This is a genomic window from Martinezella tropici (genome assembly GCF_003287875.1).
Taxonomy (GTDB): Bacteria; Pseudomonadota; Alphaproteobacteria; order Rhizobiales; family Rhizobiaceae; genus Rhizobium; species Rhizobium tropici_C.
Genome location: NZ_QMKK01000030.1, coordinates 1 through 14,751 on the forward strand (window position 1 = coordinate 1; position 14,751 = coordinate 14,751).

Sequence of the window (14,751 nt, forward strand, 5' to 3'; positions counted from 1 at the left end):
GCCCGCGGCGGCCTGCCGGCGACACTCGCCCGCCGCACCGCCTCCGGCTGGTCGATCACCGGCCGCAAACGGTTCGTCACCGGTGCCCACGGGCTGACGCATTTTCTGGTCTGGGCGCACACCGATGAAACGCCGGCCCGCGTCGGAACATTTGTCGTGCCGAACAAGCTTCCAGGCATCCGCGTCATCGAGAACTGGAACAGCCTTGGCATGCGCGCCTCCGGCTCCCACGATGTCGACTATACCGACGTCGAGATCCCGCTCGAGAACGTCATCGACCTCGTCGATCCATCCGTTGCACAGCAGGACAATCGCGCGCATGCAGCAATCACGCTGGCACTGACTGCGCTTTATCTCGGGGTGGCCGAGGCCGCTCAGGAAGCATTCATCCGCTTTGCCCACGAGCGGGTTCCAACCAACCTTGGCCATCCGATCGCCCGCACGGAACGCTTCGTGACGCTCTCCGGCGAGATCGATCTGCTGGTGTCCGGTGCCCGGCAGATTATTTTCGATGCGCTGAAGGACAAGCATGCCGATGCCGAGAAGCATATAAGGGCCCGGTTGATCGCGGGCCGGCAGCTGCGCGACGCGGTTCAGGTTGCCGTTCGCGGAATCGGCAATCCCGGTCTCGGAAACGAGTTGGGACTGGAGCGCCACTTCCGTGACATTCAGTCGGTGCTCGTCCATGCCCCGCAGGAGGACACATCCATCTCCATCCTCGGGCGCGCAGCTTTCGAACGCTGGAAGAGCGAAAAGGACACGCCTTCGGCTCCTCCGCTCAATTTCACCGTATTGAAAATGGCCTGATCATGACACGCTACATCATCATCGGCGCCGGTGCGGTTGGCGCGAGCCTTGCGGCCGAGTTCGAAACGCACGCCATCCCCTATGTCCTGGTCGGGCGCGGCGCCCAGATCGCACATATTGCCAGGCACGGCCTTTCCTATCGCCGCGCGGCGGAAAACAGGATCGTGCGGCTCAACACCGCCGATACCGCCGCACCGCCGGCGCTCCGGCAAGGCGATATCCTCGTCCTCGCAGTCAAGGCGCAGGATGTCGAGGCCACGACCGAGTTTTGGGCCTGGAGGGATGTCGAGGGGTCAGGTTTCGCATCGGAACTGCCGCTCGTGACGCTGCAGAATGGACTGGCGGCGGAAGATACTGCTCTGCGGCGCTTTGATCGCGTTTATGCGGCCAGTATTCGCATTCCGGCGCGCTACACGGTCACGGGCGAGGTCGTCGTTGGGGGCGAGCCGAATGTCGGCATCGTCGCCCTTGGATGCTACCCTGCGGGGCTCGACGATACGGCCCTGTCGATCGTCGCCGATCTTGCGAAGGCTGGCTATCTTGCCGAAGCGCGTCCGGACATCCGGCGATGGAAGGCTGCCAAGCTGGAGCATAACGTCACCAATGCGGTCGAGCTGTTCGCCGGTTCTCCCGAGCTTCATTCAAAGGCGGCAGCAAGCCTGGCGAAAGAGGCACGCACCGTTCTGGTGGTTGCCGGCTATGATCCGGCCGCACCGTCGGAATGGACGATCGATATTTCGTCCTGGCGCGTCGCACCAGAGAGCGGCATAAAGCCCGGCCAGCAATCGACCTGGCAGAGTTTCACCCGTGGCGCCTCAAGCGAGGTCGATTACCTGAACGGCGAAATCGTCAGGCTCGCGCGCATCCATGGCATAGCGGCTCCTCTCAATGCAGCCTTCCAGCAGGCAGCGGCGAGGCTTGCGCTCGAAGGTCGTCAACCGGGCACGAGGGATATCGCCGAGATCTGCTCCGTCGTTGCCGGTGGGGTGGCGCTTTGATTTGCCCGCGTTCGCCCACTTTTCGGGTGCTTCATGGCACATACATTGCCGACCGCCATCTATGCATCGGAGAGGGATTTCACTGACTACACCGTCTCGTCAGGACAACTGACCAAACGCATCGAGGAAGCAGTGGGCGAACTGGGCGCTTTCTTTCGCCCATCAACGGCCAGTCATGCTGCCGCCGAGTGAAACGTTCCTAACGATTGTCGTCGTATTCCTATCTTGGCAGCGAGGATCGCCGCGCATTGAAGCATGCTCGGCACGATCAACTGCCCACGCGCGATTTGCCGGTCCCGGCACATCTCTCCTTCACTGCGACGTGCATTGTCATTTCACCCACGCTTGTTTCAAGCTGGCCGCAAAAGTGAGAGACTGCGGGCTTCAAGTTTTAGAGTTTTCTTCTCAACTGCGCTTCGACCCTGCTCATCGAGGTAGGATGTCGACAGCTCCAGGGCCCAGCGTTTGTCATCCGGCAAGGTAAAATCGCCATCTCCGTCATGGGGGTTGAAGAGGAGTAGAACATCATCCCAGCCCTCTTCGAAGGGCTGCTTACGCGACAGGCGCAGGCCGATCGCCGTATTTGCTTCATCGTCCCATTGCTCATCCGTCTGCTCGCCGCCGCTCGGATTGAGCCAGGTGACGACCAGACCGTCGCGCCAATTTTCTCGTCTGAGGATGGAATGTGCCTGACGCAAGGCGATCAGCCGTTTGACGAAAGTATACAGTGCTTCGGCGCTGCCATATCGATCGTCCCAATGCAGCCAGCTGAGTTCGTTATCCTGACAGTAGCCATTGTTGTTGCCCATCTGGCTGCGGCCGGATTCATCACCCGCCAGCAGCATCGGCGTACCATGCGACAGAAAGAGGGTCGCGAGAAAATTGCGCTTCTGGCGCTCTCGAACGGTATTGATGGCTTCATCATTCGTCGGACCTTCAGCGCCGTAATTGTAGCTGCGGTTGTCATTATGGCCGTCATTGTTGTCTTCGCCATTGGCCTCATTATGCTTCTCGTTATAGGAGACGAGATCATTGAGCGTGAAGCCGTCATGGGCGGCGATGAAATTGACGCTCGCCCAGGGGCGGCGGCCGCGAAGATCATAAACATCGCCCGACCCTAAGATGCGGGCGGCAAAATCCCTTGTCATGCCGGGTGTGCCCTTCCAGTAATCCCGCACCGTATCGCGATATTTGTCATTCCATTCCGCCCAACCCGGCGGAAATCCCCCAACCTGGTAACCGCCGGGACCAATGTCCCACGGCTCGCCGACAAGTTTGACTTTCGCAAGCACCGGATCCTGGCCGACCGCGTCGAAGAAACCGCTGCGCTGATCGAAACCCTGAGGTTCGCGGCCAAGAATGGTGCCGAGATCGAAACGAAAGCCATCGACATGCATTGCTTCGACCCAATAGCGCAGCGAGTCCGTCACCATTTGCAGCACGCGCGGATGCGACGTGTTGATCGTGTTACCGGTGCCGGTGTCGTTGATGTAGTAGCGGGGTTGGTCCGGCAGGGTGCGGTAATAGGAGAAATTGTCGATGCCTTTGAATGAAAGGGTCGGACCGAGTTCATTGCCCTCCGCGGTATGATTGTAGACGACATCGAGGATGACCTCGATACCGGCATCGTGGAAGGCACGCACCATGTCGCGAAAGCCTTCAAGGCCTTTCGGCCCGTAATACCGAGTTGCCGGCGCGAAGAAGGCAAGGGTGTTGTAGCCCCAATAGTTGCGCAAGCCCTTGTCGAGCAAGTGACTGTCATCGGGAAAGAAATGGATGGGAAGGAGCTCGATCGAGGTGACGCCGAGGCTCTTGATGTAATCGACGACCGCCCCGTGCCCCAGGCCGTCAAAGGTGCCACGCAACGGCTCCGGAATTGCCGGATGCAGCATCGTCATTCCCTTGACATGCGCCTCATAGAAAATGGTCTCAGGCCACGCGATCGACGGCCTTTTATCCGGCGCTTCATTCTTGAGGTCGACCACACGGCATTTGGGCATTTGTCCGGCGCTGTCGGTCTCGTCGAAGGAAAGATCCTTTTGCTCGTCATCCAGACCATAGGCGAACTGGGCTTGCGACCATTCGATGTTACCTACAAGCTCGCGGGCATAGGGATCGACGAGCAATTTGTTCGCATTGAAGCGATGACCATTTAACGGATCGAACGGGCCATGCACGCGGTAGCCATACAAGGCACCCGGCTTCAATCCAGGCACATAGCCATGCCAGATTTCATGAGTATATTCCGGCAGAGCGATCCGCTCGATCTCCTGCTTTCCGCTTTCGTCGAAAAGGCAGAGTTCCACCTTTTCCGCATAGGCGCTGAAAAGTGCGAAATTGACACCTCGTCCATCATAATTCGCTCCCAGGCGTGTGTAATCTCCAGGCTCGATCGCATGCCTCTTGCCGCCTTCCGTCATGGAATCCTCGTGATGTTGCTGCGCAGCAGAAACACCCCGTGCAGCGCTTTGTTCCGGCCTTGGAAGATGGACTACACATGTATAGACGCCAGGATCGTCACCGATGTCCCACGAGAAGCGATAGGGAATGATCGGCAAACAGCTGCGCTGCCAGAAGATTGTCGGCTGATGAAGGCTTATCCGTCAGGAGATCGTATAGCGGCGCGTTGAGCTCTCGCGGCATCGTCACAGCGGTGTCTTTCCAGAAATCCGATGAAGGCATATCGACCAGGCGCGGCACGATCGTAATCGCTATTTCACGCTCGTGAACGCGCGCGAAAGCCACGAGACTGGACGCTCGTGGCCCGCTGGTTTCCAAGGGCACATATTCGCCCTCGAGAAAAAGCAAGGGATGTTGATTACGATAGCGCAGCACCTTACGGATGACGTGCCGTTTCAAGGAAGCGGCATCCGACGCGAGGGGACCGGCCGCTTCCGTGTCAGTCCATAGATAGCCGACCGGTCTTCGATTGTCCGGATCGACTAAGCTGAAATCAAGACCCTCGGTACCCTGATAGATATCGGGAATACCGGGAGCCGTGAGCTTGATCAGCAACTGAGCCAGGCTATTGCGGAAACCAAACTCCATGAAAGGGCGCAGCGTCCGGTCGAAATCACGGATGAAGTCCTGATTATCCTCCGAAAACAAGGCGGCGGCATAGGCCTGGACCGCATGCTCATAGGAAGGGTTTTCATCCATCCAATCCGTCCGGAGCTTGGCTTCTCGGATGGCCTTCAAGGCATAGGCGCAAAACCGTTCCTTCAGTGCGCTCCGATCGGCCCTCTCGATGTCCTGCGGCCAGATGCCGGCAAGCGCCTGGTAAAGCATCCATTCGATATTGGGCTCAGGCGCAGGTCCATCGGCAAGGCTGGAACGAAAAGGAGAATTCATGTTGCGCCATCGCTCGACGCCGGCAATCCAGGCATCAGGATCCTGCGTCAGTCCGTAGAGGCGGGCGCGGGCGTCTTCTCCCCGCTTGGTATCATGCGTCGAGGTCGCGGAAAGGCCGCGGCGTTGTCGCCGAAATCGATCGGTCATGAATTGATGAAAGGCCGCCACCGAGCCCGGCAGCGTATGCGGCTCGCCTCCGACCTCGTTCAATGCGATCAGGCGGTTGTACCGATAAAACAGCGTGTCCTCGACTGCCTTTGCCATGATCGGACCGCTGAGCTGCTGGAATCTGGCTCGAAACTCCAGAGCTTCGGCTGCAGCAACATCCCCTTTCAGAAGGCGGCCGAGCGCATTAACGGCATCAATGGTCGGCAATCGGCTTCGGGCCTTCTTGCAGGCACTCTCGATGACCGCCACGTCATCGGACGATGCAGCTCCCCGATAGCCGTAGGTACGGTAAACCGGGAAGGCGACCAGCAGCTCGCGAAGCGCCGACGCTATTTCCTCCGCGTCGAAATCAGGAAAAATCGCACATGCCAGCATCGTCAGACGCCTCATCTCGCCGGCGAAATTGCGCTCTACCATCAACAGCTTCGCCCTGCGCAAACCTGCGGCAAAGTCGGCATCCTCCTCGCTGACGGCCCTGTAGGCTTCATCCAGCTTGCGCAATCCCTCCTCGTTCACGAAGAGATCGGCCATGGCGGCGATGAATTCGTAGCCGGTCGTTCCTGACACCGGCCAATCCGTCGGCAGCGTCTCGCCACGGGCAAGGATTTTCTCGACTACGATGAACGTGTCCGGGCCGCCAGCTTGCCGCAAATGCTCGAGATAACCCTTCGGATCGGCCAGTCCGTCGATATGGTCAACGCGTAATCCTTGGACCTGTCCGGCGCGAACCAATTCGATGATCAGCCGATGCGTGTCGTCGAAGACCCGCGCGTCCTCCACGCGCATTCCGACCAGACCCGCCACCTCGAAGAAGCGCCGATAGCTGAGGTTTTCGGCGGCATCTTTCCAATAGAGCAATTGCCAATGCTGTTCCGCGAGCAGTTTTCTCATCGCGGCCGCATCCCTCGAAAATGCGCGCAACCGCTCCGCATCCATTCCTATGTCCGCTGCCAGCCGCTCGGCACTTTCAGCCGAGAGCGGAAGCAGATTGTCGAAATAGGCCAAATAGATGCGCCCATCCGCAGGCTCGTAACGAAGATCAAAGTCCGCCCCGGCCAGGCTTTCCTCGAATGGGTGTCCCAGAAGCGGCAAGGTAAGCTTGCGTCGCCAGTCGATATCGAAATGGCCGGCATAAGCACTGCCCGATCCATGCTGCAACACGTCCCGCCACCACGCGTTTTCCACAGAAGCGGCCATATGGTTGGGCACGATGTCGAGGATCAAGCCCATGCTCGCCTGCTGCAAGGCCATGCAGAAAGCATCGAACCGCTCGCGACCGCCAAGCACCGGGTCGATCTCGTTCGCATCCGTGACATCATAGCCATGCGTCGATCCCTTCTTGGCTGCAAGGATCGGCGGGGCATAGACATGGCTGACGCCGAGATCTTTCAGATAGGGAACCAGCTCCGTTGCCTTGTCAAAGGTGACATCTCCGCGAAACTGCAGGCGATAGGTGGACGTTAAGACGGTCATGGCTTCCCCGCTGTGTCAGGCCGCCATAACGAACGGAACTGAAAGAGATCTGTTCCCAGCTCAGGAACCGTTCCCGTCAAGATGCGTTGGATGCAGGAAAATTTCAGCGTCATCGACGGATAGGGTGTCATGCAGCACGGCTTCGCATTTGGACCACAAATCAACGAAAATGCGGTCTTGTTCCGCCTGTGGGCGCCCTTGGCGGAGCGCGTGCTCGTCCGCATCGAGCAGCGCGGGGAATGGGCCATGCGGCGGAGGCAAGATGGGTGGCATGTCGTCGAAGTCAAGGATGCGCAGATCGGCGATCGCTATAAGTTCGTGCTGGCCGATGGGTTTGCCGTGCCGGATCCTGCCTCGCGCTTTCAGCCCGAAGACGTTCACGGCCCGAGCGAGCTGATCGATCCAACGTTCGCATGGAAAACGCAGGGATGGAAGGGACGCCGCTGGGAGGAAATCGTCATCTACGAACTGCATGTCGGCGCCTTCACGGAAGCTGGCACATTTCTGGCGGCCGTCGAAAAGCTCGACCATTTGCAACGCCTCGGTATAACAGCCATTCAACTCATGCCGCTTTCGGATTTTCGCGGCCGATATGGGTGGGGCTACGACGGTGTTTTACCCTATGCGCCGGATAGCAGCTACGGCCGTCCCGAGCATCTCAAAATGCTCGTCGATGCAGCCCATGAGCGTGGCATCTGCGTCTTTCTCGATGTGGTTTATAATCATTTCGGACCGGACGGGAACTATCTGCCCCGCTACGCGCCGATATTTGGCGACCGGCACGAAAGCGTCTGGGGCAAGGGCCTGAACTACGATGGCGAAGGCAGTCGTTTCATCCGCGATTTCGTCATCGAAAATGCAATCTATTGGCTGAGCGAGTTTCGGATGGATGGTTTGCGGCTCGACGCCGTTCACGCGATGAAGGACGACAGCGATCCGCATATCCTTCTCGAACTTGCCGGTCGCGTCAGAAGCGCCTTCCCTGAACGCCATGTCCATCTGATCGTCGAGAACGAGGATAATGACGCGGCTCTCCTCGCTCGTGGCGAAGACGGTAAGCCGCGCCACTTTACGGCACAGTGGAATGATGACATCCACCACGCTCTTCATGTGGCGGCCACAGGCGAGATCTTCGGCTACTATCAAGATTATGCCGATTGGGGACCACGCCTGAGCCGAGCGCTTGCCGAAGGCTTCGCGTTCCAGGGGGAGCATATGCAGTATCGAGGCCGGCCAAGAGGATCGCCGAGCGCTGGCTTGTCACCATCGGCTTTTATTTCTTTCATCCAGAACCATGACCAGATCGGCAATCGGGCACGCGGCGATCGCATGATTTCCTCCCATCCGATCGAGGCGATAAAGGCCATTGCAGCTATCTATCTTCTCTCGCCGCAGATCCCCATGCTGTTCATGGGTGAGGAATGGGGCGCTGCCGATCCCTTTCCCTTCTTTTGCGATTTCGATGAGGAGCTCAACGCCAAGATCAGGCTTGGCCGCAAGGAGGAACTGAAGCGCCTGCCCGGCTTCGAAGCGGAGGATGTGTGCGACCCGACGGCCGAAGCTACCTTCCGAAGCGCGAAATTGCGCTGGGATAAAATGAATAACCCGGGAATTGGCCACTATTACCGGCAGTTGCTAAGGCTCAGACATCAAATAATCGTGCCGCTCCTTGCTGGAGCGCATAGTTGCCCGGCCACCTATGATCCGGACGCCTCTCCCGTCCGAGTGCGCTGGCAAACGGGGTCCACACACCTTCATCTGGCAGCCAACTTGTCGAACACGCCAGTCATTTTGAAAAGACCGACCGAGGGACAAGCATTTTTCTCGTCGGGCAGCACAGCCGACAACCGGCTGGGACCGTGGGCCGTTGTTTGGAGCCTGTCCTGAGCCACGTTTCAAAGTTGAACGACAAGCTTGCGCCGCTCTTCGAAAACCTTAGAGGTCCGCGAGTTTAGACTTGTAGGCGCTCCGCCTTCTCCAAGGCGTCGAGGATCACTTTGTCGGTAAATGGCTTGCCGACTATTCCGACTGCTCCTTCGAGGCCGTATCCAACCCGTTCGGGGCTGCCGGTCACAAAGATGACTTTTATCCCGAACCGATCCGTCAATCGGCGAGCGAGTCCCGCTCCGCTATGGCCATCGGCCAAGCCGAGATCCACGAAAGCCACCCGTGCCTTTGACGCGTAGGCCAGGGCCTGCTCCGCCGTCATGAAGGGACCTACGACTTCGTGGCCGGCTTCGATAGCAATACGCTCCAATTCGAGTGCCACCAAGGGCTCGTCTTCGACGATCATGATCTTCATTAGCAACCTCCTCGTGCAACAAAAGATAGATCAAATTGGAAGAAAGATGGTGTCCTCTACCCGACAGTTCCGTCGAATGCGCCCCCCGCGACACTATTGTCCAACCTCCAAAGACAGCAGACTTTCAGGATTGCCCACCTCCCCTCGTCGCCTCTCCGGGATCAAAGAGAAACATCGCCGTTGAAAGGGGCGCGAGATCGAGGAGAAGAGACTGGCGGCGCCCATGCGCAGGAAAATCGCCGGCAACACGATCGCCAGAGCCGATACCTGCTCCGCCATAAACAGGGTCATCGGTATCGAGTATCCGCCGCCAGAGGCCGGAAAAAGGCACGCCTACCCTGTATCCGCCCCGGAAAACCGGAGTGAAATTCGAGACGATCAGAATGGCCGACCGCCGTCCGGCATCAAAACGCAGCATTCCGAAAACCGACTGTTCGGCATCATCTGCAACCGCCCACTCAAAGCCGTCCGGCACGGTATCGCCATGCTGCAAACAGGGAAAATACCCGTAGATCCGGTTCAGATCGCGCACCAGCCGTTGCAGGCCGGCGTGAGACGGTTCATCGAGGAGATCCCATTCCACGGAACTGTCGTGGCTCCATTCCGACCATTGACCGATCTCGCCGCCCATGAAGAGAAGCTTCTTACCGGGGTACCCCCACATGAAGCCGAAAAGAGAGCGGAGATTGGCCATCTTCTGCCACTGATCGCCGGGCATCTTAGCGAGCATCGAGCCCTTTCCATGTACGACTTCGTCATGCGAAAACGGCAGGATGAAGCGCTCGCTATAGGCATAGATCATGCCGAAGGTCATCGAACCATGATGATACTTTCGATAGACTGGGTCGTCGGACATGTAATGGAGCGTGTCGTGCATCCATCCCATATTCCACTTCATGTCGAAGCCGAGCCCACCTTCCGCTACGGGTTTTGTGATGTTCGGAAAAGCGGTCGATTCCTCGGCGATCATCAGTGCATGCGGACAGCGTTCGTGAACGATGCTGTTCAGATGCTTGAAGAACTCGATGGCTTCCAGGTTTTCGCGCCCGCCGTAGCGGTTCGGGATCCATTCGCCTTCCGGGCGGCTATAGTCGCGATAGAGCATGGAGGCGACGGCATCGACGCGCAATCCGTCCACATGATAGCGCTCAAGCCATTCGAGCGCGCTCGCGATCAGGAAGCCTTTGACCTCGTTGCGGCCGAGATTATAGATCAGCGTGTTCCAGTCGCGATGGAAGCCCTCTCGCGGATCTTCGTGCTCATAAAGCGCGGTGCCGTCAAAACGCGCCAATCCCCAGACATCCGTCGGAAAATGCGCCGGCACCCAATCCAGGATGACACCGAGCCCTTCCTGATGGCAGCGATCGACGAAATATGCGAAATCTTCGGGCGTGCCGTGGCGCCCGGTCGGCGCAAACAGACCGAGTGGCTGATAGCCCCACGATCCGCCAAAAGGATGCTCCATGATCGGCAGCAGCTCGATATGGGTGAAACCCATTTCGCCGACGTAGGGAATGAGCCGCTGCGAGAGTTCGATCCAATCCAGCGCGCGGCCGCCATCTTCCATGTTGCGCAGCCAGGAGCCGGCATGGACCTCATAAATCGAAAGCGCCTTGGCGAAATGATCGGTGCTTCGGCCATTGTCCATCCAGCCATGATCGTTCCAGCGGAAAGGCTCGGACGAAGCCACCACGGACGCCGTCGATGGTGCAGGCTCCGCGGCTCGCGCGACCGGATCGGCCTTTTGCGGAAGCAGGGTGCCGAAGCGATCGAGAATCTCGAACTTGTAGCGTTCGCCGTCCGTGATATGCGGAATGAATATCTCCCAGACACCTGCCTGCGGCCGGAGCCTCATCGGATGGCGGCGTCCGTCCCAGGCGTTGAAGTCACCGACTACGGACACCCGGCTTGCATTCGGCGCCCAAACCGCAAAGCGCACGCCCGCGACATCGTCGATCGTCATCGGATTGGCGCCGAGAGCTTCGCTGAGATTGTAATGCGTGCCCTGCGAGATCAGGTGGAGATCCAGATCGCCGAGCAACGGCGCGAAGCTGTAGGGGTCGGCCGTCACCTGAACCGCATCGGGCCATTGAATTCTCAGATAATAGGCGTTGCGTTCGGCAAGCATAGCGCCGAACAAGCCTGCCGGATGGATGAGATCGGCCAATGCCAGAACGCGATCGCTGTCTCGATCGAGGATTTCAACGCGCAAAGCCCCCGGAAGATAGGCCCTGACGCTGTAGCGGCCGTCCACACCTTGGTGCATGCCGAGGATCGAAAAGGGATCTCCATGCCTCCCCTCCACCAGGGCATGTATCGAACCCGCATCCACTCCGCTGAGAATGTCGGCAACGTCGCTCATGAGCGGCTCTCCGAAAGTCGGGCTATGATGGCGGCAAGTCCGTTCAGCGGGATCGGTAGCCACTTCGGACGGTTTCGTGCCTCGTAGGCGATCTCATAGGCGGCCTTTTCCAGAAGAAAGATATCGATGATCCGCCGCACCTCGGCGGGCGTTTTCGGCAAATCGGGCGAAGCCGCCAATGCCTCGATATAGGACGTCAGAAAAACGAGCTCCGCGTTTTCCGCGAAGCGCTGGATCACCTGTCTGCGGCGGGCATCGTGATGATCCGAAATGGCGTCGTTTTCGAGCAAGGCGGTTGCTGAGAGATAGTCGAGCGACCGCAGCAGGCCGGCAGCATCGCGCAGCGGGCTCGTCTTGGCGCGACGCTCGGCGAGATTGCGCGCCGGCTCGCCTTCGAAATCGATGATAACGGCATCGCCTTCCGTCACCAGGATCTGACCAAGATGGAAATCGCCATGCGCGCGCGTCAGCAAAGTGCCTTTTGCTTGGTCCGCCAGCGCACTGGCAAGCTCGATGATCCTGTCGCGTTCGGCAAGCAGCAAGGATATTTGTTCTGCGATCTCCGGCTCGACATTATCTTCGAGGCCGGTCAGCTTGGAAAAAGCATAGGTGATCTCGCCCGTTACGGTTTTGCGAATGCCGGCGATATCGCGTGCATCCGCCCGATATGGCGCAAAAGCTTCGTCGTCGGTCGGCTGCGCCAGCAAGACATGCAATTCTCCGAGGCGTTCGCCGACCATGGAAATGAAATGCAGAAGCGGCTGTAGCTGTTCATCGGCTGACTCGACTGCAGCCTCGGTGATCACGATCTCGTCAGCGGTGCGGCGCAGGTTGGACAGCATCCAATTCCAGGCGTCACCCTGGTTACGGATCGCCCCTTGCACGATGATAAGCGTCGATCGGCGACCTTCCCCGTCGGTCCGAGCGACCTCGCCCAGAAGAGGGGCAGTATGCTCATAGCCATGTTCCGTCAAATAGCGCGTCATCTCGACTTCCGGATGGACGCCGACGAAGACATGGCGGATCAGCTTGATCATTGCCAAGTCGCCCACGAGCAATGAGCTGTTGGATTGTTCGGCCGAAAGCCAGCGGATCGGCATATCCTCGGTCAAGGCCAGGCAATCGAGCCGATCGGTGCCGATGAATTCGATCATGCCTGTACGTCCGCTGACCGTCGAGCGGTCGCACAGACCCTGAAGGATGCCGCGCGCCATCATCTCGACGGCAAATCCATCGGTCAGGAATCCAACCCGCCTGCCCTGCCGGATACGGGCAAGGGAAAGCTGCTGGGCGAGCACGTTGGTCGCCGTATCGTCCCATTCGGCTGCGAGCGGCAATTGATAGCTTTCCACATGATCCGGCAGCACGACCTCAATCTCTCCGAGCACGACGCCGTCGGCAAAGGGTATTGGCGTCGCAGAAACGAGCCTCGCCTCCTGCAGGGCCTGGTCCTTGGCGCCGAACCAACGGCGCTTCGCAAGATAGGCCGGCAGGATATCCCTGCTCAGCACCGCAGTGTGATGCGGCAGCTCGGCAAGCTCCGTCAGGCTGCGCCGGATAACGATCGTCACCAGATCGACAAGTTGCTCGGGCGGTGCCGTGCGCCAGGCTGGTCCGTCGGCGTCGGCATTCAGCTGGAACCAGAAGAAACCATAAGGGGGCAATGTGAGCAGGTAGGTGAGTTGCCCAATCGGCGGGAACGGCGACATGCCCGTCAACTCCACCGGAACCCGCCCTTCGAACTGCTGCAGATCAAGCTCGACCGCCTGGGGAACGCGCGACAGGTTTGCGACGCAAAGAATGACCTCGTCACCATATTCACGCAAATAGGCCAGAATCCGCCGGTTGGCCGGTGTCAGAAAGCGCATTGAACCCCGCCCGAAGGCGCTGTGGCGGCCGCGCAGCGCCAGCATTCGCCGCGTCCAGTTCAACAGGGAATGCGCGTCCGCCACCTGTGCCTCGACGTTCAATGCCTCGAAGCCATAGAGCGGATCGGCAACCGGCGGCAATACGAGCCGTGCCGGATCTGCGCGCGAAAAGCCGCCGTTGCGATCGGGGGACCATTGCATCGGGGTGCGTACCCCGTCCCGGTCGCCGAGATAAATATTGTCTCCCATGCCGATCTCGTCACCGTAATAGACGATGGGCGTTCCCGGCATGGACAGCAGCAGCGCATTCATGAGCTCGATACGGCGGCGGTCGCGTTCCATCAATGGCGCCAGCCGGCGGCGGATGCCAAGGTTGATGCGGGCGCGCTTGTCGGAGGCGTAGGTCTCCCACAGATAATCGCGTTCAGCATCGGTGACCATTTCGAGCGTCAACTCGTCGTGATTTCTGAGGAAGATCGCCCACTGGCAGATTTCGGGGATCTCAGGCGTTTGACGTATGATGTCGGTGATCGGGAAGCGGTCCTCCTTGGCAATCGCCATGTACATGCGTGGCATCAGGGGAAAATGGAACGCCATGTGGCATTCGTCGCCGTCGCCGAAATATTCTCGGGTGTCCTCCGGCCACTGGTTTGCTTCGGCAAGGAGCAGCACGCCGGAATGTGTCGCATCGAGCGCCGCACGGATCTGTTTGAGGATCAGATGGGTTTCCGGCAGGTTTTCGTTGTTGGTGCCCTCGCGCTCGACAAGATAGGGGATCGCATCGAGGCGGAAGCCGTCGATGCCGGTCTCAAGCCAGAAGCGCATGACATCGATAATTTCCTTCATGACCAGCGGATTATCGAAATTGAGATCTGGCTGGTGCGAATAGAAGCGGTGCCAGTAATAGGCGCCCGCCGTCGGATCGAATGTCCAGTTCGACTTTTCCGTATCGAGAAAAATGATACGGGTCTCGGGAAATTTCAGGTCGGTGTCCGACCAGACGTAGAAGTCTCGCTCGGGGCTTCCGGCAGGCGATTGCCGCGCGCGCTGGAACCAGGGATGTTGGTCCGAGGTGTGATTGATGACAAGCTCGATAATCACGCGGATATTGTGTTCATGCGCCGCCGCCACGAACTTCCGGAAATCCTCGAGTGTCCCGTAGTCCGGGCTGACGTTGCGATAATCGGCGATATCATAACCGTCGTCGCGCCGAGGCGAGGGAAAGAACGGCAGGAGCCAAATGGCATTCACGCCGAGTGCAGCTATATAGTCGAGCTTCTGGTACAGGCCTTCGAAGTCGCCAATGCCATCGCCATTGGCATCGTAAAATGACTTGATGTGCAGCTGGTAGATGATCGCATCCTTATACCATAGTGGGTCGTCGGCAAGTTTATCGCTCTCGGCCATGTGAACAGTGTCCAT

At 58.9% G+C, this 14,751-nt stretch carries 8 protein-coding genes and 1 pseudogene; 4 read left to right on the forward strand and 5 right to left on the reverse strand.

The features are described 5' to 3' along the window. The 3 genes and pseudogenes from DQ393_RS11550 to DQ393_RS11560 form a co-directional block, all read left to right on the forward strand. Nucleotides 1-807 (forward strand): acyl-CoA dehydrogenase family protein (locus DQ393_RS11550; protein WP_146758975.1); only part of this gene is annotated, 807 nt, incomplete at its 5' end. A 2-nt stretch (nucleotides 808-809) separates the two neighbouring features. Then, nucleotides 810-1,805, forward strand: coding sequence for a ketopantoate reductase family protein (locus DQ393_RS11555; RefSeq protein WP_112341914.1), 996 nt, complete (start codon nucleotides 810-812; stop codon nucleotides 1,803-1,805). A 6-nt stretch (nucleotides 1,806-1,811) separates the two neighbouring features. After that, nucleotides 1,812-1,997 (forward strand): annotated as a pseudogene (locus DQ393_RS11560) (FMN reductase); the annotation flags it as partial. Between the two features lie 158 nt (nucleotides 1,998-2,155). Here DQ393_RS11560 and glgX read toward each other — a convergent pair. Both glgX and treY read right to left on the reverse strand, forming a co-directional pair. Beyond that, nucleotides 2,156-4,225: a glycogen debranching protein GlgX gene (gene glgX / locus DQ393_RS11565; protein ID WP_112341915.1), complete on the reverse strand. Its 2,070-nt coding sequence runs from the start codon at nucleotides 4,223-4,225 to the stop codon at nucleotides 2,156-2,158. 97 nt (nucleotides 4,226-4,322) lie between these two features. Beyond that, complete coding sequence (gene treY, locus DQ393_RS11570) at nucleotides 4,323-6,797, reverse strand: malto-oligosyltrehalose synthase (RefSeq protein WP_112341916.1); 2,475 nt, start codon at nucleotides 6,795-6,797, stop codon at nucleotides 4,323-4,325. 129 nt (nucleotides 6,798-6,926) lie between these two features. Between treY and treZ the strand changes: the two genes are divergently transcribed. Next, nucleotides 6,927-8,684, forward strand: coding sequence for a malto-oligosyltrehalose trehalohydrolase (gene treZ, locus DQ393_RS11575; RefSeq protein WP_112341917.1), 1,758 nt, complete (start codon nucleotides 6,927-6,929; stop codon nucleotides 8,682-8,684). 64 nt (nucleotides 8,685-8,748) lie between these two features. Here the strand turns inward: treZ and DQ393_RS11580 are convergent, their stop codons facing one another. From DQ393_RS11580 to treS, 3 genes are all read right to left on the reverse strand, one after another. Next, on the reverse strand, nucleotides 8,749-9,099 hold the full coding sequence (locus tag DQ393_RS11580) for a response regulator (protein WP_112341918.1): 351 nt from the start codon (nucleotides 9,097-9,099) through the stop codon (nucleotides 8,749-8,751). Nucleotides 9,100-9,223: 124 nt separating this feature from the next. After that, on the reverse strand, nucleotides 9,224-11,461 hold the full coding sequence (gene glgB / locus DQ393_RS11585; RefSeq protein ID WP_112341919.1) for a 1,4-alpha-glucan branching protein GlgB: 2,238 nt from the start codon (nucleotides 11,459-11,461) through the stop codon (nucleotides 9,224-9,226). Further along, the gene (gene treS, locus DQ393_RS11590) at nucleotides 11,458-14,751 is read right to left on the reverse strand and encodes a maltose alpha-D-glucosyltransferase (protein WP_112341920.1); all 3,294 of its coding nucleotides are present in this window, start codon (nucleotides 14,749-14,751) and stop codon (nucleotides 11,458-11,460) included. Before treS ends, glgB begins: the two co-directional genes overlap by 4 nt.